At 57.0% G+C, this 18,928-nt stretch carries 20 protein-coding genes; 12 read left to right on the top strand and 8 right to left on the bottom strand.

What is annotated here, in order from left to right:
- The first annotated feature begins 1 nt into the window (after window position 1).
- Entirely contained in the window at window positions 2-1,141 is a 1,140-nt protein-coding gene (gene bglB, locus C2U54_RS19045; RefSeq protein WP_103180076.1) for a beta-galactosidase BglB, read from the top strand.
- A 124-nt stretch (window positions 1,142-1,265) separates the two neighbouring features.
- On the opposite strand, the gene argS is transcribed toward bglB, so the two are convergent.
- On the bottom strand, window positions 1,266-2,999 hold the full coding sequence (gene argS, locus C2U54_RS19040; protein WP_103180075.1) for an arginine--tRNA ligase: 1,734 nt from the start codon (window positions 2,997-2,999) through the stop codon (window positions 1,266-1,268).
- A 174-nt stretch (window positions 3,000-3,173) separates the two neighbouring features.
- On the opposite strand from argS, the gene C2U54_RS19035 reads away from it, so the two are divergent.
- Together C2U54_RS19035 and cutC are read left to right on the top strand one after the other, a co-directional pair.
- Entirely contained in the window at window positions 3,174-3,734 is a 561-nt protein-coding gene (locus C2U54_RS19035; protein ID WP_103180074.1) for a VOC family protein, read from the top strand.
- Between the two features lie 84 nt (window positions 3,735-3,818).
- Window positions 3,819-4,562 (top strand): copper homeostasis protein CutC, encoded by a 744-nt coding sequence (gene cutC / locus C2U54_RS19030; RefSeq protein ID WP_103180073.1) that lies wholly within the window; start codon window positions 3,819-3,821, stop codon window positions 4,560-4,562.
- Between the two features lie 151 nt (window positions 4,563-4,713).
- Here cutC and cmoB read toward each other — a convergent pair whose 3' ends face one another.
- The 5 genes from cmoB to C2U54_RS19005 are packed head-to-tail and all read right to left on the bottom strand — an operon-like array spanning window position 4,714 to window position 8,290.
- Window positions 4,714-5,685, bottom strand: coding sequence for a tRNA 5-methoxyuridine(34)/uridine 5-oxyacetic acid(34) synthase CmoB (gene cmoB / locus C2U54_RS19025; protein ID WP_103180072.1), 972 nt, complete (start codon window positions 5,683-5,685; stop codon window positions 4,714-4,716).
- The gene (cmoA, locus tag C2U54_RS19020) at window positions 5,682-6,422 is read right to left on the bottom strand and encodes a carboxy-S-adenosyl-L-methionine synthase CmoA (RefSeq protein WP_103180071.1); all 741 of its coding nucleotides are present in this window, start codon (window positions 6,420-6,422) and stop codon (window positions 5,682-5,684) included. The genes cmoB and cmoA overlap by 4 nt, the downstream gene beginning before the upstream one ends.
- Before the next feature lie 40 nt (window positions 6,423-6,462).
- Entirely contained in the window at window positions 6,463-6,858 is a 396-nt protein-coding gene (locus C2U54_RS19015; protein WP_103180070.1) for an MAPEG family protein, read from the bottom strand.
- Window positions 6,859-6,908: 50 nt separating this feature from the next.
- Window positions 6,909-7,727, bottom strand: a complete 819-nt coding sequence (locus C2U54_RS19010) for a DUF72 domain-containing protein (RefSeq protein WP_103180069.1) — start codon at window positions 7,725-7,727, stop codon at window positions 6,909-6,911.
- On the bottom strand, window positions 7,724-8,290 hold the full coding sequence (locus C2U54_RS19005) for a hydrolase (protein WP_103180068.1): 567 nt from the start codon (window positions 8,288-8,290) through the stop codon (window positions 7,724-7,726). The genes C2U54_RS19010 and C2U54_RS19005 overlap by 4 nt, the downstream gene beginning before the upstream one ends.
- A gap of 240 nt (window positions 8,291-8,530) precedes the next feature.
- On the opposite strand from C2U54_RS19005, the gene aspS reads away from it, so the two are divergent.
- The 6 genes from aspS (at window position 8,531) to ruvB (ending at window position 13,786) form a co-directional block, all read left to right on the top strand.
- Window positions 8,531-10,303, top strand: coding sequence for an aspartate--tRNA ligase (aspS, locus tag C2U54_RS19000; RefSeq protein WP_103180067.1), 1,773 nt, complete (start codon window positions 8,531-8,533; stop codon window positions 10,301-10,303).
- 1 nt (window position 10,304) lies between these two features.
- Window positions 10,305-10,748, top strand: coding sequence for a dihydroneopterin triphosphate diphosphatase (gene nudB / locus C2U54_RS18995; RefSeq protein WP_103180066.1), 444 nt, complete (start codon window positions 10,305-10,307; stop codon window positions 10,746-10,748).
- Window positions 10,749-10,775: 27 nt separating this feature from the next.
- Window positions 10,776-11,516, top strand: coding sequence for a YebC/PmpR family DNA-binding transcriptional regulator (locus C2U54_RS18990; RefSeq protein ID WP_103180065.1), 741 nt, complete (start codon window positions 10,776-10,778; stop codon window positions 11,514-11,516).
- 34 nt (window positions 11,517-11,550) lie between these two features.
- The gene (gene ruvC, locus C2U54_RS18985) at window positions 11,551-12,072 is read left to right on the top strand and encodes a crossover junction endodeoxyribonuclease RuvC (RefSeq protein WP_103180064.1); all 522 of its coding nucleotides are present in this window, start codon (window positions 11,551-11,553) and stop codon (window positions 12,070-12,072) included.
- An 83-nt stretch (window positions 12,073-12,155) separates the two neighbouring features.
- The gene (ruvA, locus tag C2U54_RS18980) at window positions 12,156-12,767 is read left to right on the top strand and encodes a Holliday junction branch migration protein RuvA (protein ID WP_103180063.1); all 612 of its coding nucleotides are present in this window, start codon (window positions 12,156-12,158) and stop codon (window positions 12,765-12,767) included.
- Between the two features lie 8 nt (window positions 12,768-12,775).
- Complete coding sequence (gene ruvB, locus C2U54_RS18975; protein WP_103180062.1) at window positions 12,776-13,786, top strand: Holliday junction branch migration DNA helicase RuvB; 1,011 nt, start codon at window positions 12,776-12,778, stop codon at window positions 13,784-13,786.
- A gap of 101 nt (window positions 13,787-13,887) precedes the next feature.
- Here ruvB and znuB read toward each other — a convergent pair whose 3' ends face one another.
- On the bottom strand, window positions 13,888-14,673 hold the full coding sequence (gene znuB / locus C2U54_RS18970) for a zinc ABC transporter permease subunit ZnuB (RefSeq protein ID WP_103180061.1): 786 nt from the start codon (window positions 14,671-14,673) through the stop codon (window positions 13,888-13,890).
- Window positions 14,670-15,425: a zinc ABC transporter ATP-binding protein ZnuC gene (znuC, locus tag C2U54_RS18965; protein WP_103180060.1), complete on the bottom strand. Its 756-nt coding sequence runs from the start codon at window positions 15,423-15,425 to the stop codon at window positions 14,670-14,672. The genes znuB and znuC overlap by 4 nt, the downstream gene beginning before the upstream one ends.
- Window positions 15,426-15,502: 77 nt before the next feature.
- On the opposite strand from znuC, the gene znuA reads away from it, so the two are divergent.
- From znuA to lpxM, 3 genes are all read left to right on the top strand, one after another.
- Window positions 15,503-16,447 (top strand): zinc ABC transporter substrate-binding protein ZnuA, encoded by a 945-nt coding sequence (znuA, locus tag C2U54_RS18960; RefSeq protein ID WP_139156374.1) that lies wholly within the window; start codon window positions 15,503-15,505, stop codon window positions 16,445-16,447.
- Between the two features lie 15 nt (window positions 16,448-16,462).
- Entirely contained in the window at window positions 16,463-17,785 is a 1,323-nt protein-coding gene (gene mepM, locus C2U54_RS18955) for a murein DD-endopeptidase MepM (RefSeq protein ID WP_103180059.1), read from the top strand.
- A gap of 116 nt (window positions 17,786-17,901) precedes the next feature.
- Complete coding sequence (gene lpxM / locus C2U54_RS18950) at window positions 17,902-18,873, top strand: lauroyl-Kdo(2)-lipid IV(A) myristoyltransferase (RefSeq protein WP_103180058.1); 972 nt, start codon at window positions 17,902-17,904, stop codon at window positions 18,871-18,873.
- Window positions 18,874-18,928 lie beyond the last annotated feature (55 nt).

Below are 18,928 nucleotides of genomic sequence, written 5' to 3'. Positions count from 1 at the left end.
TATGAAGGTTTGGCCTGTCAAACATAGCCCGTTACTGCGTCAGCCAGAGCGTTTTATCGCCAGAGATGAACTGAAAACGCTGATCCAAAACGTGACGCATAACCTGGTGAACATTCACGATAAAACCGGCGAGTTTTTACTGCGGCTGGACGACGGGCGGGTAATCGACACCAAAGGCTGGGCGGGCTGGGAGTGGACCCACGGCGTTGGTCTCTACGGTATCTGGCAGTATTACTGCCAGACCGGGGATGAAGCGATGCGCGATATCATCGACAGCTGGTTTGCCGAGCGTTTTGCCGAAGGGGCCACCACCAAAAACGTCAACACCATGTCGCCGTTTTTGACCCTCGCATATCGCTATGAAGAGACGCGCAACCCGGCCTGGCTACCGTGGCTGGAGAGCTGGGCGGAGTGGGCGATGAACGAGATGCCGCGCACCGATCACGGCGGTATGCAGCACATCACCCTGGCGGAGGAGAACTACCAGCAGATGTGGGACGACACCCTGATGATGACCGTCCTGCCGCTGGCGAAGATTGGTAAACTGCTCAATAAACCCGACTATGTTGAGGAGGCGGTCTATCAGTTCCTGCTGCACGTGCAGAACCTGATGGATCGGGAGACCGGGCTCTGGTTCCACGGCTGGAACTACGATGGCCACCACAACTTTGCCAACGCCCGCTGGGCGCGCGGCAACAGCTGGCTGACGATCGTTATTCCTGATTTCCTTGAGCTGGTGGATCTGCCAGAAAATAACGCCGTGCGCCGCTATCTGGTGCAGGTGCTGAACGCGCAGATTGCTGCCCTGGCGAAGTGTCAGGATGAGAGCGGCCTGTGGCATACGCTGCTCGACGATCCCAACTCCTATCTTGAGGCCTCAGCCACCGCCGGGTTCAGCTACGGGATCCTGAAAGCGGTACGCAAGCGCTATGTGGGAGCCGAATATGCGGAGGTGGCGGAGAGAGCCATTCGCGGGATCGTGAAGAACATCTCCCCGGAAGGGGAACTGCTGCAAACCTCGTTCGGTACCGGCATGGGCAGCGATCTGGCGTTCTATCGTCAGATCCCGTTGACCTCAATGCCGTATGGTCAGGCGATGGCAATCCTCTGTCTGACGGAGTATCTGCGCAAGTATTTTTGACCACTGCACTCCCCGGTGGCGCTACGCTTACCGGGGCTACAAACACAAAACCCGGCTTGCGCCGGGTTTTGTGTTATTGCGATAACCGGTTGAAGCGCCATCAGGCGTTAACCAGGCACCGATGTTACATACGCTCGACGGTTTCGATACCCAGGGTATCCAGACCCAGCTTCAGGGTCTTCGCCGTCAGCTGCGCCAGCTTCAGGCGACTGTTGCGCACCGCTTCGCTCTCGGCAGAGAGGATAGGGCAGTGCTCGTAGAAGCCGGAGAACAGGCCCGCCAGATCGTACAGGTAGGCACACATCACGTGCGGGGTGCCGTCGCGGGCGACCACGGAGAGCGTCTCTTCGAACTGCAGCAGACGCGCCGCCAGCTGCGCTTCACGATCTTCGGTGATGGTCACCTGCGTCCGGGCCAGTACGCTTTCATCGATGTCAGCCTTACGGAAGACAGACAGCACGCGAGTGTAGGCATACTGCATGTACGGCGCGGTGTTACCTTCGAACGCCAGCATGTTATCCCAGTCGAAAACGTAGTCGGTGGTCCGGTTCTTGGAGAGATCCGCGTATTTCACTGCACCGATGCCGACGGCGTTGGCCAGTTTTTCCAGCTCATCGGCAGGCATATCCGGGTTTTTCTCCGCTACCAGACGACGGGCACGCTCCAGCGCCTCGTCCAGCAGATCCGCCAGCTTCACGGTGCCGCCCGCACGGGTTTTAAACGGCTTGCCGTCTTTACCCAGCATCATGCCGAACATGTGGTGCTCCAGCGGTACGGAGTCCGGTACATAGCCCGCTTTACGCACGATGGTCCATGCCTGCATCAGGTGCTGGTGCTGTCGGGAGTCGATGTAATAGAGGACGCGATCCGCATGCAGGGTTTCGTAGCGGTATTTCGCGCAGGCGATATCGGTGGTGGTGTAGAGGAAGCCGCCATCCTTTTTCTGGATGATGACGCCCATCGGTTCGCCTTCCTTGTTTTTGTACTCATCAAGGAACACCACCGTCGCGCCTTCGCTTTCGACCGCCAGGCCTTTGGCCTTCAGATCGGCCACGATACCGGCCAGCATTGGGTTATAAAGGCTTTCACCCATCACGTCCTTACGGGTCAGGGTGACGTTCAGGCGGTCATAGGTGATCTGGTTCTGGGACATGGTGATGTCCACCAGCTTGCGCCACATCTCAAGGAAGTACGCATCGCCACCCTGCAGTTTCACTACGTAGCTACGGGCGCGCTCGGCAAAGGCTTCATCTTCGTCGTAGTGCTTTTTCGCATCGCGGTAGAAGCCTTCGAGGTCCGCCAGGGCCATTTCACCGGCATTTTCCTGCTGCTGCTTTTCCAGCCAGGCGATCAGCATCCCGAACTGGGTGCCCCAGTCGCCGACGTGGTTCGCGCGGATTACGTTGTGGCCGAGGAACTCCAGGGTGCGTACCGCGGCATCACCGATGATGGTGGAGCGCAGATGGCCGACGTGCATCTCTTTCGCCACGTTCGGGGCAGAGTAATCAACGACGATGGTCTGAGGCTGCGGCTGCGCCACACCCAGACGATCGGACTGCAACGCGGCATCGACGTTCTGCGCAAGGAAGGCAGGATCGAGGAAAATGTTGATAAAGCCCGGTCCGGCGATTTCGGTTTTGCTGGCAATACCGCTGAGATCCAGATGGGACAGAACCTGCTCTGCGAGTTGTCGTGGCGCCATGCCCAGTTTTTTCGCTACGGCCATCACGCCATTAGCCTGATAGTCGCCAAACTGTACTTTCGCGGACTGACGAACCTGCGGTTCACAGTCTGCAGGTGCGCCTGCAGCAATCAGTGCCTGACTGACTTTTTCTGAGAGAAGAGCCTGAATATTCACCGGGATACCTTACATTTTTGACGCGCGCATCACGTTGCCGCGCCCGTTAACGAATTTAGGCCGGGAGTATACTGCAATTGCCCGTTGCCGTCAGCACTGGCTCAAAACAGCGGTTGGTCGCAGGCCAGCAACAGAGTAAATTAACGCTTTTGCATGACGATAAGAGTACTGATGATGGCGAACTGGCAATCTATTGACGACCTGCAGGATATTGCAGCCGATTTACCGCGTTTCACTGACGCCTTTGCGGCGCTTTCCGCTCGCCTGGGTCTGGATATCGCTCCGCTCGCGGCGGACCACATCTCCCTGCGCTGCCATCAGAATGCCACGGCGGAGCGCTGGCGGCGAGGGTTTGAGCAGTGCGGCGAACTGCTCTCGGAGAACATCATCAATGGCCGTCCTATCTGTCTCTTTAAGCTGCATGAACCCGTCTGCGTCGCCCACTGGCGCTTTACGGTGGTTGAACTGCCGTGGCCGGGTGAAAAACGCTACCCCCACGAAGGCTGGGAGCATATTGAGATCGTCCTCCCCGGCGACCCGGATACCCTGAATGCCCGCGCCCTGGCGCTGCTCTCTGATAAGGGCTTAAGCCAGCCTGGCATTTTTGTGAAAACCAGCTCGCCAAAAGGGGAGCGCGAGCGACTGCCAAATCCGACCCTGGCGGTTACCGACGGCAGCGTGACGGTGAAGTTTCACCCCTGGACAATCGAAGAGATTGTCGCCAGCGAACAATAAAGCGAAAGAGTTGTGAGGTAACGCCGTGTCGCGGGGAAAGCGGCATGGCATGATGCAAAACCCAACAGGTTATAAGGAGATTTCGTGGCATTGCTGGAGATCTGTTGTTACAGCATGGCGTGCGCCGTGACCGCCCAGGCGCATGGGGCCGATCGTATTGAACTCTGTGCCGCTCCGAAAGAGGGCGGGCTGACTCCCTCTTATGGGGTGCTGAAATCGGTGCGTCAGGCGGTGAGCATTCCGGTTCACCCGATTATTCGACCCCGCGGCGGGGACTTTTGCTACAGCAGCGGCGAATTTAACGCCATGCTGGAGGATATCGCCCTCGTTAAGGCGCTGGGTTTCCCGGGGCTGGTCATCGGCCTGCTGAATGAAGATGGTCATATCGATATGCCGCGCATGCGCCAGATTATGGCTGCTGCGAAGGGAATGGCGGTAACTTTTCATCGCGCCTTCGATATGTGTTTAAATCCGCGGCAAGCCTTTGAAAATGTCGCGGAACTGGGGGTTGCGCGCGTGCTGACTTCGGGTCAACACGCCTCCGCCGAAAAAGGTATTTCATTAATTAAGGAACTAAAAGCCCAATCAGGTGTTCCAATAATAATGGCGGGTGCTGGCGTTCGCGCCGCCAATCTGGAGACGTTTTTACGGGCAGGGGTGGAAGAGTTGCACAGCTCGGCAGGGAAGTGGCTACCGTCACCCATGCGCTATCGCAACACAGGCTTGTCGATGTCGACGGATGCCGACGCGGATGAATATTCCCGCTACGGCGTCGAGGGAGAGTCGGTTGCAGAGATGAAGGCGATAATTGCACGCTATTGTCGCTAAAACAGTTTTTACCGCGCATCATGTCGCCCAATATGATGCTTGTTTGTACCAGGCCCCTGCAATTTCAACAGGGGTCTTTTTTTATGCATTTTCCGGCGACACGGCACCGTTTTTGTAGGCCGGGTAAGGCGCAGCCGCCACCCGGCATAAATTACGGCTTGGTAGCAATCAATACTGCGCGAACCGGAGCCGGATAACCCTCAATCGTTTTGCTGCTGTCATTCGGATCGAGGAACTCGGCCAGAGATTCGGTGGTCATCCACTCGGTGCGGCGCTGTTCGTCGGTAGTGGTAGTGCAGACATCCGCGATGCGGATATCGACAAAACCGCACTTCGCCAGCCAGTTTTTCAGCGCCAGCGCCGACGGAATAAAGTAGACGTTACGCATCTGGGCATAGCGATCCCCTGGCACCAGCACGGTGTTCTCATCCCCTTCTACCACCAGCGTCTCCAGCACCAGCTCACCGCCGTTGACCAGCTGATCTTTCAGCTGCCAGAGGTGTTCCAGCGGGGAGCGGCGATGGTAGAGCACGCCCATCGAGAAGACAGTGTCGAACGCGGCCAGCGCCGGGAGTTGCTCAATCCCCAGCGGCAGCAGGTGCGCGCGCTGGTCGTTGCCAAGCAGTTTGCGCACCGCTTCGAACTGGCAGAGGAACAGCTGGGTCGGATCGATGCCTACCGCCAGATGGGCGCCTGCGCCAATCATACGCCACATGTGATAGCCGCTGCCGCAGCCGACATCCAGAATGGTGCGTCCGGTTAAATCAGAGAGGTGCGGCAGCACGCGCTCCCACTTCCAGTCTGAACGCCATTCGGTATCGATCTGCATGCCGTAGAGAGAAAACGGCCCTTTGCGCCACGGCATCAGGTTGCGCATCAGGTTTTCGAGACGCAGCATCTGGCCTTCGCTCAGCGGCTGTTCGCTCTCGGCGGTAACGCTGTGCAGCAGGTCGAGCTTATAGGGCGTCATCTCTGGCAGAAATTCCACCGCATTTTTCCACTGCTTAAACTGGCCGTGCAGGGATTCACGCTGCCAGGCGGCAATCTGCGCGGGCAGGGTTTCCAGCCAGTGGGAGAGGTGGTTTTTGGCAATCAGCTGATAAAAGTTACCGAAATCAATCATGCGTTACCGCCTTTCAGCGCTACCAGGGAGCCAAAGTTGAAGCACTGGAACCACAGCTCGCTGTGCGGGAAACCCGCCTTGTGCAGACGGGCTTTGTGGGTTTCAACCGAATCGGTCAGCATCACATTTTCCAGCATGCTGCGCTTCTGGCTGATCTCCAGCTCGCTGTAGCCGTTGGCACGTTTGAAATCGTGGTGCATGTTGAACAGCAGTTCGCCGACGGTGGCATCTTCGAAACTGAATTTTTCCGACAGCACCAGGGCGCCGCCAGGGTTCAGCCCCTGATAAATTTTGTCCAGCAACAGCTGACGGTCTTCGGGCACCAGGAATTGCAGGGTAAAATTCAGCACCACCATCGAGGCGTTTTTAATCTCGATATGGCGGATATCGCCTTCGACCACTTCTACCGGCGTCGGGGCTTTCCAGGCGTCAATATGGCGCCGGCAGCGTTCAACCATGGCCGGTGAGTTGTCGACGGCGATAATTTTGCAACCGTCGTGCTTAATATTACGACGAACCGACAGCGTGGCTGCGCCCAGCGAACATCCCAGATCGTAGACCTGCGTGTCCGGCTGAACAAAACGTTCCGCCAGCATGCCGATCATGGAGATGATATTAGAGTAGCCGGGGACCGAGCGCTGGATCATATCCGGGAAGACTTCAGCCACCCGTTCATCAAAGGTCCAGTCGCCCAGACTGGCGATAGGCGCAGAAAAAAGCGTGTCGCGATCTGACATAACGTAAAAATCCGGGATAAATAAAGGGGCGTATTGTGCGCTAATGCAGGGAGAAAACCAACTCCCAGGGCATATACCACAGGTTAGCCAGCACCATTAGCACAAGCGAACACCAGGTCGCGCTCATGCCGGAGCGGCGCCAGCGGAACAGACGCTGATGGAGACCATAGTAGTGCATCAGGCGCCCAAGGATCAGCAGCAGGCCGCAGACGTGCACCATCCAGGTCTCTGCGCCATTCATTTCCATAAATAACAGCAAGATCAGTGCCGCCGGGAGATATTCCACCGCATTGCCATGAATGCGGATTGCGGTTTGCAACTCAGAGAAACCTCCGTCGCCATAAGAGACGCGGTACAACATCCGCAGGCGCGCAATATCGAACGAAAACTTGATTAACAGCAACGCACCCAGTACCGCATACAGCGCGCAAACCATACAAACTCCCTGTTTTTTGGCAGATGGCACTTCTATGATAGGGGGTGAGCTCAGAAAAGAGAAGATTGCTGCGGAATTGCGGGGGCGTCGCCGATGGACGGTGCCACGGCCTGCAAGGCGTGCCAGAGAGCATCGACCAGTTGTGGCGCCTGGGCGATATCAGGGGTATGCAAAAAAAGATATGGCGTGGCGGTCTGTTCCCACTTCGCCAGAGTCTGTAACCAGACAGCAAACAGCGCCTGGTTTTGCGGCATGTTGTCGCTACCGATAAAACGCACCATCGGATTGCTGGCGGTCATCACCGCATGTACCGGCACCTTCGGTTTTTTACGCTGGGCGTCGATGATGGCCTCGTTATGCGGCACGGCGGCGTGGACCGGGCGGCTGTCGAGAACGGTGCGATTGACGCCGCGCTCATGCAGACCGCGGTTAAGCGCTTTCTCCGCCTCGCCTTTCATGAAGAATTCAGGATGACGAACCTCAACGCCATAAGTGAACTCCCGGGGCAGGGCATCGAGAAACTGCCATAGCGCGGGCAGATCGCGTGGGCCAAAGGTGGCGGGGAGCTGCACCCAGTACTGGCCAATACGGTTGGCCAGCGGCGCCAGGCGGGTAAAAAATTCTGCGGTTAAATCGTCACAGTTACGCAGCGCAGCCTGATGGGAGATGGTAGCCGGGAATTTAAAGCAGAAGCGAAAGTCGTCGTCGGTCTGCTCCCGCCAGCGCGCCACCACTTCAGGTTTAGGCAGGGCATAGAGCGTGGTGTTACCTTCCACGCAATTAAAGTGGCGGGCGTACTCTTCAAGACCCGTTATGCCCAGCCGCACCCATTTCGGGTGCGACCATTGGGGTAACCCCAGATAGATCATAGTGCGTTGATAATCTCTTCGGTGCTGCGTACCCGGCCAATACGCGGGAAGATATTGGTCATACTGCCGAGATGCTGCTCGGCCGAAGCTGCGCTGCAGGCATCTTCGGCGATCACCAGGTTAAAGCCCAGCTCCCAGGCGTTACGGGCGGTGGATTCGACGCCAATATTGGTGGCGATCCCACACAGAACGATCGTATCGATGCCGCGACGACGCAGCTGTAACTCAAGATCGGTGCCGTAAAACGCGCCCCACTGGCGCTTGGTCACTTCGATATCGCTCTCTTGCTTACCCAGTGACAGCGGGTAGTCCCACCAGTTTTCCGGCAGAGCATGGGCAGGGGCTTGTGCATCTACCGGCTGCTTCAGCGCCTCGGCGAAATCAGCGGACCAGCCCACGCGGACCATCACCACCGGCGAACCGCTGGTGCGGCATTTTTCCGCCAGACGAGCACTGCGGCTGACCACATCCTGAGCGGTATGCGGGCCACCGGCAAAGGGCAGGATCCCTTCCTGTAAATCAATCACCACAAGGGCGGTACGGGCAGCGTCGAGTGTGAACATGGTTTTTCCTGTTAAATAGTGAGCCATGCTAATACCTTACGCTGAGCCAGCCTGTTCCAAGTCTGATATTTTTGTTAAATTTTGTGAGAATATGCAAGATGCGAGCAGCAAACGCGCGCATGGCGCGCTTCTCTCTTATCGTCTGGCGGAATTTCCAGTATAATAGCCGCCTTTTTTCATCCAGTTTGACATACAAAAAGCTGCGACATAGTAGCCTGCGGCTAAGTTAAGGGATATCTCATGCGTACAGAATATTGCGGGCAGCTGCGTCAGTCCCACGTCGGACAGCAGGTGACCTTGTGTGGTTGGGTCAACCGTCGTCGTGATCTTGGCAGCCTTATCTTTATCGATATGCGCGACCGTGAAGGCATCGTGCAGGTGTTTTTCGATCCAGACCGCGCCGATGCGTTAAAGCTGGCAGCTGAACTGCGTAACGAGTTCTGCATCCAGGTGACCGGTACCGTGCGTGCGCGTGACGAGAAAAACATCAACAGCGACATGGCGACCGGCGAAATCGAAGTGCTGGCGACCGATCTGACCATCATCAACCGTTCAGAATCGCTGCCGCTGGACTCCAACCACGTCAATACCGAAGAAGCGCGTCTGAAATTCCGCTACCTCGATCTGCGTCGCCCGGAAATGGCCCAGCGCCTGAAAACCCGTGCAAAAATCACCAGCCTGGTGCGCCGCTTTATGGACGATCACGGTTTCCTCGATATCGAAACCCCGATGCTGACCAAAGCGACCCCGGAAGGCGCGCGCGACTACCTCGTGCCATCCCGCGTTCATAAAGGCAAATTCTACGCGCTGCCGCAGTCTCCTCAGCTGTTCAAACAGCTGCTGATGATGTCCGGTTTCGATCGCTACTATCAGATCGTCAAATGCTTCCGTGACGAAGATCTGCGTGCTGACCGTCAGCCAGAATTTACCCAGATAGACGTCGAAACCTCCTTCATGACCGCCGGGCAGGTGCGTGAAGTGATGGAAGCGCTGGTGCGCAGCCTGTGGCTGGACGTGAAGGGTGTGGATCTGGGCGACTTCCCGATCATGACCTTCGCCGAAGCCGAGCGCCGCTACGGTTCCGACAAGCCAGACCTGCGTAACCCGATGGAGCTGGTGGACGTTGCCGACCTGCTGAAAGGCGTTGAGTTTGCGGTCTTCTCTGGCCCGGCTAACGATCCGAAAGGCCGCGTGGCTGCCCTGCGCGTACCGGGCGGTGCGAGCCTGAGCCGTAAGCAGATTGACGACTACGGTAACTTCATCAAGATTTATGGCGCGAAAGGCCTGGCTTACATCAAAGTCACCGAGCGCGCGAAAGGCATCGAAGGCATCACCAGCCCGGTGGCGAAATTCCTGAATGCTGAGATCGTCGAATCCATCCTGGCGCGCACCGAAGCCCAGGACGGCGACATGATCTTCTTCGGCGCAGACAACAAGAAAGTGGTTGCCGACGCGCTGGGCGCACTGCGTCTGAAGCTAGGTAAAGATCTGAACCTGACCGACGAAGCCAAATGGGCGCCGCTGTGGGTTATCGACTTCCCAATGTTTGAAGACGACGGCGAAGGCGGCCTGACCGCTATGCACCACCCGTTCACCTCGCCGAAAGATATGAGCGCGGCAGAGCTGAAAGCGGCGCCGGAAGAGGCCGTGGCGAACGCCTACGATATGGTCATCAACGGCTACGAAGTGGGTGGCGGTTCCGTGCGTATTCACAGCGGTGAAATGCAGCAGACCGTGTTTGGTATTCTGGGCATTAACGAACAAGAGCAGCGCGAGAAGTTTGGCTTCCTGCTGGACGCGCTGAAGTACGGTACTCCACCGCACGCGGGCCTGGCGTTTGGTCTGGATCGTCTGACCATGCTGCTGACCGGTACCGACAACATTCGTGATGTTATCGCCTTCCCGAAAACCACCGCCGCGGCCTGTCTGATGACCGAAGCGCCAAGCTTTGCTAACCCTGCCTCCTTAAGCGAGCTGGGTATCGAAGTGGTGAAAAAGGAAGAGAAAAACTGATATGGCATATAAGCTTCCCGTTTCCGTGTTAGTGATCATTTATGCAGAAGACACGAAGCGGGTGCTGATGTTGCAGCGACGCGACGATCCCGCCTTCTGGCAGTCGGTAACCGGCAGCCTGGAGGAGGGAGAAACCGCGTTGCAGGCCGCCGCGCGCGAAGTAAAGGAAGAGGTCACCATTGACGTTGCTCGCGAGCAACTGACCCTGAAGGACTGTCAGCGCACGGTGGAGTTTGAAATTTTTAGTCATTTACGTCATCGCTATGCGCCGGGGACTGAACGCAATACAGAATCCTGGTTCTGCCTTGCGCTTCCCCACGAACGGGAGATCGTGTTCACCGAACATTTGACCTACCGCTGGGTTAATGCGACCGAAGCCGCGGCGTTAACCAAGTCGTGGAGCAACCGGCAGGCGATTGAAGAATTTGTAATTAACGCCGCCTGAAAGGGCGCGCTCTTTGAGGATATTTTTATGGCAGGTCATAGTAAGTGGGCCAACACCAAACACCGCAAAGCGGCACAGGATGCCAAACGCGGTAAGATCTTTACCAAAATCATTCGTGAGCTGGTTACCGCAGCCCGTCTGGGTGGCGGCGATGCCGGTTCCAACCCGCGTCTGCGCGCAGCGATCGATAAAGCGCTGAGCAACAACATGACCCGTGACACCCTGAACCGTGCTATCGCCCGTGGCGTAGGCGGCGATGAAGACGCGAACATGGAAACCATCATTTATGAAGGTTACGGTCCTGGCGGTACGGCGGTCATGGTTGAGTGTCTGTCCGACAACCGTAACCGTACCGTGGCGGAAGTGCGTCATGCCTTCAGCAAAACCGGTGGCAACCTGGGTACCGACGGTTCCGTTGCCTACCTGTTCAGCAAAAAAGGCGTCATCTCCTTCGAGAAAGGCGACGAAGATGTGATCATGGAAGCGGCGCTGGAAGCGGGTGCTGAAGATGTGGTGACCTATGACGACGGCGCGATTGACGTCTATACCGCATGGGAAGAGATGGGCGCGGTGCGTGATGCACTGGAAGCCGCTGGCCTGAAAGCCGACGCGGCTGAAGTCTCCATGATCCCGTCCACCAAAGCGGATATGGATGCGGAAACCGCACCAAAACTGCTGCGTCTGATCGATATGCTCGAAGACTGCGACGATGTGCAGGAAGTCTACCACAACGGTGAAATCTCCGACGAGGTTGCGGCTACGCTGTAATGGCCCAACGTAAACCAATAACCGGAGCGGCGTGATGGCAATTATTCTCGGTATTGACCCGGGCTCACGCATCACCGGTTATGGCGTTATCCGTCAGGTCGGGCGACAGTTGACCTACCTGGGCAGTGGTTGTATCCGTACCAAAGTGGACGATCTGCCGTCGCGCCTGAAGCTGATCTATGCGGGCGTGACGGAGATCATCACCCAGTTCCAGCCGGACTATTTCGCCATTGAACAGGTATTTATGGCGAAAAACGCCGACTCGGCGCTGAAGCTTGGCCAGGCGCGCGGCGTGGCGATTGTCGCGGCGGTGAATCAGGATCTGCCGGTGTTTGAATACGCCGCACGGCAGGTTAAGCAGACCGTGGTGGGAATTGGCAGTGCGGAAAAAAGCCAGGTGCAGCACATGGTGCGTACCCTGCTTAAACTGCCCGCCAATCCGCAGGCGGATGCTGCCGATGCCCTGGCGATCGCCATTACCCATTGCCACATCAGCCAGAATGCGGTGCAGATGAGCGAATCGCGGCTCAATCTGGCGCGCGGTCGATTGCGCTAAATGTAAAAATCAGGCTGGATGTTTATCCAGCCTTTTTTTATTATGGCAGCGGTAACTTTTAGCCCTTAACGCAGGAGCGTCACGTGATAGGCAGACTCAGAGGCATCATTCTAGAAAAACAACCCCCGATAGTGCTGCTTGAGACCGGAGGCGTGGGCTATGAAGTCCATATGCCGATGACCTGTTTCTATGAATTGCCGGACGCGGGCAAGGAAGCGATCGTCTTTACCCACTTTGTGGTGCGTGAAGATGCCCAGCTGCTGTATGGCTTTAACAACAAGCAGGAGCGCACCCTGTTTAAAGAGCTGATTAAAACCAACGGCGTGGGGCCAAAACTGGCGCTGGCCATCCTCTCCGGGATGTCGGCTCCGCAGTTCGTTAACGCCGTAGAGCGTGAAGATCCCGCGGCTCTGGTTAAGCTCCCTGGCATCGGTAAGAAAACGGCCGAGCGCCTGATTGTCGAGATGAAAGATCGCTTTAAAGGTCTGCATGGCGATCTGTTTACCCCTGCCGCCGACCTGGTGCTGACCTCACCGGCTGGCCCGGCAACAGACGATGCGGAACAGGAAGCGGTTGCCGCGCTGGTGGCGCTGGGCTATAAACCTCAGGAAGCGAGCCGGATGATTAGCAAAGTGGCTAAACCGGACGCCACCAGTGAAACCCTGATTCGTGAAGCGCTGCGCGCCGCATTGTGAGGTAAAGGATGATTGAAGCAGACCGTCTGGTCTCGGCAGGCAGTGTTCAGACAGAAGATCTGGTGGACAGGGCGATCCGCCCGAAACTGCTTGATGAGTATATTGGCCAGCCACAGGTGCGTTCGCAGATGGAGATCTTTATCCAGGCGGCGAAACTTCGCGGCGATGCCCTCGATCACCTGTTGATTTTCGGCCCGCCGGGGCTCGGGAAAACGACCCTCGCAAATATCGTCGCCAATGAGATGGGCGTTAACCTGCGCACCACCTCCGGCCCGGTGCTGGAAAAGGCAGGGGATCTGGCGGCGATGCTGACCAACCTTGAACCCCACGACGTGCTGTTTATCGATGAGATCCACCGCCTGTCACCGGTGGTGGAAGAGGTGCTCTATCCGGCGATGGAAGATTACCAGCTGGATATCATGATTGGCGAAGGTCCGGCTGCGCGTTCGATTAAGATCGATCTGCCGCCTTTCACGCTGATTGGCGCCACCACCCGCGCCGGGTCGTTAACGTCACCGCTGCGCGATCGTTTCGGCATTGTGCAGCGTCTTGAGTTTTATCAGGTGCCCGATCTCCAGCATATCGTCAGCCGCAGCGCGCGCTTTATGGGGCTGGATATGAGCGAAGAGGGGGCCTTTGAAGTGGCGAAGCGTTCCCGCGGTACGCCACGTATCGCCAACCGGCTGCTGCGCAGGGTGCGTGATTTTGCCGAGGTGAAGCACGACGGCACGATTTCGCATGAGATCGCCGCCCAGGCGCTGGATATGCTGAACGTCGATGCTGAAGGGTTCGACTATATGGATCGCAAGCTGCTGCTGGCGGTGCTGGATAAATTCTTTGGCGGGCCGGTCGGGCTGGATAACCTGGCGGCGGCGATTGGCGAAGAGCGTGAGACCATTGAAGATGTGCTGGAGCCCTATCTGATCCAGCAGGGCTTTTTGCAGCGTACGCCGCGCGGGCGCATGGCGACGGTGCGGGCCTGGGATCACTTTGGCATTACGCCGCCGGAGATGCCGTAACCTCGGCGGAAGTTGCCGGATGGCGGCTGCGCCTTATCCGGCCTACAAAAGCGCGATCCTGTAGGCCCGGTAAGCGTAGCGCCACCGGGCAATTAATGACCTTAGCTGGCTGGTTTCTTCATCATGCTGAAGATAAACAGCACTGCCGCGCACAGCACGACCGACGGTCCGGCAGGGGTGTCGTAAAACGCCGAGAAGGTGAGCCCGCCGGTGACGGCAATCATCCCTACACCCACGGCTACACCGGCCATCTGCTCCGGGGTACGGGCAAAACGACGGGCGGTGGCGGCTGGGATAATCAGCAGTGAGGTGATGATCAGCGCCCCGACAAACTTCATCGCCACGCCAATGGTCAGGGCGGTGACCAGCATCAGCAGCAGCTTCACGCGCTGCAGCTTCACGCCATCTACAAAGGCTAAATCCGGGCTGATGGTCATAGCCAGCAGGTTACGCCACTGCCACAGCAGGATTGCGAGGACAATCACCACCCCGATGGCAATGGCGATCAGATCGTCAGGTGTCACCGCCAGCAGATCGCCAAACAGATAGGCCATTAGATCCACGCGGATATTGGACATCAGGCTGACCACCACCAGACCCAGCGACAGGGCGCTGTGGGCCATGATCCCAAGCAGCGTATCCACCGCCAGGTGCGGGCGCTTCTCCAGCCAGACCAGGCCGGCGGCCAGCAGCAGCGTAACCACAATCACCGCGTAGAATGGATTCACATCCAGCAGCAAACCAAACGCCACTCCCAGCAGGGAAGCGTGCGCCAGCGTATCGCCAAAGTAGGACATCCGGCGCCAGACAACAAACGAGCCCAGTGGACCCGCCGCGCAGGCGAGCATCATCCCGGCCAGCCAGCCGGGCAGTAAGAGTTCAATCATGAGTTACCGTTTCCCCGGCGAAGGACAATGCGTCCCTGCAAATCATGGCGGTGGTTGTGATGGTGGCGATAAATGCCCAGCTGTTCGGCACCGCGAGGACCAAACATCGAGATAAACTCCGGATGCATGGAGACCACTTCCGGCGTGCCGGAGCAGCAGATGTGATGGTTAAGACAAAGCACTTCGTCCGTTTTCGCCATGACCAGATGCAGGTCGTGCGACACCATCAGCACAGCGCAGTCCAGCTCTTTACGTAGCTGATCGATGAGGTCATACAGGGCAACCTGACCGTTGACATCCACGCCCTGAGTCGGCTCGTCGAGCACCAGCAGCTGCGGCTTATTCAGCAGGGCGCGGGCCAGCAGCACGCGCTGGGTTTCGCCGCCGGAGAGTTTTTGCAGGGGCGCGTCGATAAGATGCCCGGCCTGTACCCGCTTGAGCGCCGGAAGAATATCCTCTTTACGCGTATCGGGACGCAGACGCAGGAAACGGCTGACCGTCAGCGGCAGCGTGGCGTCCAGATGCAGTTTCTGAGGGACATAGCCAATACGTAGCTGCCGATCACGCTTGATCAGGCCCGCATCGGGTGCTACCAGGCCGAGTACAAGCCGCACCAGCGTTGATTTACCCGCGCCGTTGGGGCCGAGTAACGTCAGAATTTTGCCAGGCTTCAGATCCAGCGAAACGTCAGAGAGGACGCGGCGCTGACCAAATGAAACCGAAATATTTTCGAGAGAAACCAAAGTCGTCATATCAATTTATGCTTGCAGAAGTCATCGAATGTTATAATATCACATTCCACATGTTCATTACGATGATTAGTCGCATTATGTTACAGAAAAATACGCTTCTTTTCGCAGCATTATCCGCTGCCCTTTGGGGTACCGCAGTACAAGATGTTAACGCCGCCGTTGTCGCTTCGCTTAAACCGCTCGGTTTTATCGCTTCCGCTATCGCAGATGGCGTCACCGAAACCCAGGTTTTATTGCCTGATGGCGCGTCAGAGCATGACTACCCCCTGCGCCCTTCGGACGTAAAACGTTTACAAAACGCGGACTTAGTTGTATGGATTGGCCCGGAGATGGAAGCCTTCATGCAGAAGTCAGCGAGTCAGTTGCCTGACGCTAAACAGGTTAACATCTCTGGCCTTGCAGGTGTGAAACCGCTTCTCATGAAAGGGGCGGATGATGACGAGCACGACCACGATCATGGCCACGGTGCCGAGGAAAAAGGTGACGAGCATCACCATCACGGTGACTACAACATGCACCTTTGGCTTTCACCAGAAATAGCGCGGCTGTCAGCGGTTGCAATCCATGAAAAATTAGTGGAACTTATGCCGCAAAGTCGAGCCAAACTAGACGCCAACCTGAAGGATTTTGAGGCACAACTTGCCGCAACCGACAAGCAGGTGGGTACCGAGCTCGCACCATTGAAAGGTAAGGGATATTTCGTTTTTCATGATGCCTATGGCTACTACGAAAAACACTACGGTCTTACGCCGCTTGGCCACTTCACCGTGAATCCAGAAATTCAACCTGGTGCGCAGCGTTTACATGAAATCAGAACACAGTTGGTTGAGCAAAAAGCGACCTGCGTTTTTGCTGAGCCACAGTTCAGGCCAGCGGTCGTTGAAGCCGTGGCAAGGGGAACGTCCGTCCGTATGGGCACCCTTGACCCACTGGGAACCTCTATCCAGTTGAGCAAAGCGAGCTATTCACAGTTCCTCAGCCAACTGGCGAACCAGTATGCGAGCTGCCTGAAAGGAGATTAACGAGGAAGTGATTACGTGCAACAGATAGCCCGCTCTGTCGCCCTGGCATTTAACAATCTGCCCCGGCCCCACCGCGTCATGCTGGGGTCGCTTACAGTTCTCACCTTAGCGGTCGCCGTCTGGCGGCCCTTTGTATACCACCCAAATTCCGCGCCAGTTATCAGAACCATTGAGCTGGAAAAGAGTGAAATTCGCTCCCTGCTGCCGGAAGCCAGTGAACCTATCGACCAGGCCCCGCAGGAAGAAGAAGCGATTCCGCAGGATGAGCTTGATGAAAAGACCGAAGCCGAAGTGGGCGTACACGAATATGTCGTGTCAACGGGCGATACATTAAGCAGCGTTCTGAACCAGTACGGCATTGAAATGGGTGAAATCAGCCAGCTTGCTGCGTCTGATAAAGATCTGCGGAACCTGAAAATCGGTCAACAGCTCTCCTGGACCCTCACCGATAACGGTGACTTGCAGCGCCTGACCTGGGAAGTCTCCCGTCGTGAAACCCGTACTTACGATCGTACTGAAAACGGTTTCAAGATGAGCAGCGAAATGCAGCAGGGTGACTGGGTTAACAGCGCCATCAAAGGTACCTTAAGTGGCGGCAGTTTTGTTGCCAGCGCCCGTGATGCGGGGCTGACCAGCGGTGAAATCAGCTCGGTGATCAAAGCCATGCAGTGGCAGATGGACTTCCGTAAGCTGAAAAAAGGCGATTCGTTTTCGGTGCTGATGTCCCGCGAAATGCTGGACGGCAAGCGCGAGCAGAGCCAGCTGCTGGGCGTCCGTCTACGCACGGATGGTAAAGATTATTACGCCATCCGCGCCGAAGACGGTAAATTCTACGATCGTAACGGTACGGGTCTGGCGAAAGGCTTTTTACGCTTCCCGACGTCGAAACAGTTCCGCGTCTCTTCGAACTTTAACCCGCGTCGTCTGAATCCGGTCACTGGCCGTGTTGCGCCGCACCGTGGGGTGGATTTCGCCATGCCGCAGGGTACGCCGGTTCTGGCAGTCGGTGACGGCGAAGTAGTAATGGCAAAACGCAGCGGCGCGGCGGGCTATTATGTCGCTATACGTCACGGTCGCACCTACACTACGCGCTATATGCACCTGCGTAAGCTGCTGGTGAAGCCGGGCCAGAAAGTGAAACGTGGCGACCGTATTGCGCTGTCGGGCAATACCGGGCGTTCTACCGGCCCGCATCTGCACTATGAAGTGTGGATCAACCAGCAGGCGGTCAACCCGTTAACGGCGAAGCTGCCGCGCACCGAAGGGCTGACCGGTAAAGACCGCACCGATTATCTGGCGCAGGTCAAAGAGGTTATTCCCCAGCTGACCCTGAATTAATTCAGCAGCGTTAAAAGCCGGTGCACTCCTGCACCGGCTTTTTCTTTTGTGCGTTGCACATGGCCTCGCTAAACTATCTCATCACTCTTTAAAGCATCACCCGCCCGGGAAAAAGCATGGAAACCAAAAAGAACAATAGTGAATACATTCCTGAATTTGAGAAATCGTTTCGTCATCCGCGCTTCTGGGGCGCCTGGCTGGGTGTCTATGCGTTTGCAGGTATTGCGATGCTGCCGCCCGCCCTGCGCGATCCGCTGCTCGGCAAAGTGGGGCGCCTGGCGGGCAAACTGGGCAAAAGCGCCCGTCGTCGCGCCCAGATAAACCTGTTTTACTGCTTCCCGGAGAAGAGCGAGGCAGAACGCGAAGCCATCATTGATGAGATGTTTACTACCGCGCCGCAGGCGATGGCGATGATGGCTGAGCTGGCCTTACGCGGGCCGGAAAAAGTGACCAGCCGGGTCGACTGGAAGGGGCTGGAGATCGTCGAAGAGATGCGTCGCAACGACGAAAAGGTGATCTTCCTGGTGCCGCACGGCTGGGGCGTGGATATTCCGGCGATGCTGATGGCCTCGCAAGGGCAAAAAATGGCGGCGATGTTCCATAATCAGGGAAATAAGGTCTTTGATTATGTCTGGAACACCGTGCGTCGTCGCTTCGGCGGACGCCTGCATGCCCGTAACGACGGGATCAAACCCTTTATCAAGTCCGTACGCCAGGGCTACTGGGGCTACTATCTGCCGGACCAGGATCACGGGCCGGAACATAGCGAGTTTGTCGATTTCTTTGCCACCTATAAAGCGACGTTACCCGCCATTGGCCGCTTGATGAAGGTGTGTCAGGCGCGGGTGATCCCGTTATTCCCCATTTACGACGGCAAAACCCATCGCCTGACGATTGAAGTCCGCCCACCGATGGACGATCTGCTCACCGCGGACGACAACACTATTGCACGCCGGATGAACGAAGAGGTGGAGATTCTGGTGGGGCCCCACGCGGACCAGTACACCTGGATCCTGAAACTGCTGAAGACGCGCAAGCCCGGCGAGAAAGAGCCCTATAAGCGTAAAGAGCTCTATCCGAAGAAATAAAAAATCCCCCGGAAACGGGGGATTTTTTTATTGCCCGGCGGCGCTGCGCTTGCAC

Source organism: Leclercia sp. LSNIH1, assembly GCF_002902985.1.
Taxonomy (GTDB): domain Bacteria; phylum Pseudomonadota; class Gammaproteobacteria; order Enterobacterales; family Enterobacteriaceae; genus Enterobacter.
The sequence above is the reverse complement of the archived record's forward strand: the minus strand, read 5'-3'. Positions and strand labels throughout refer to the sequence as shown.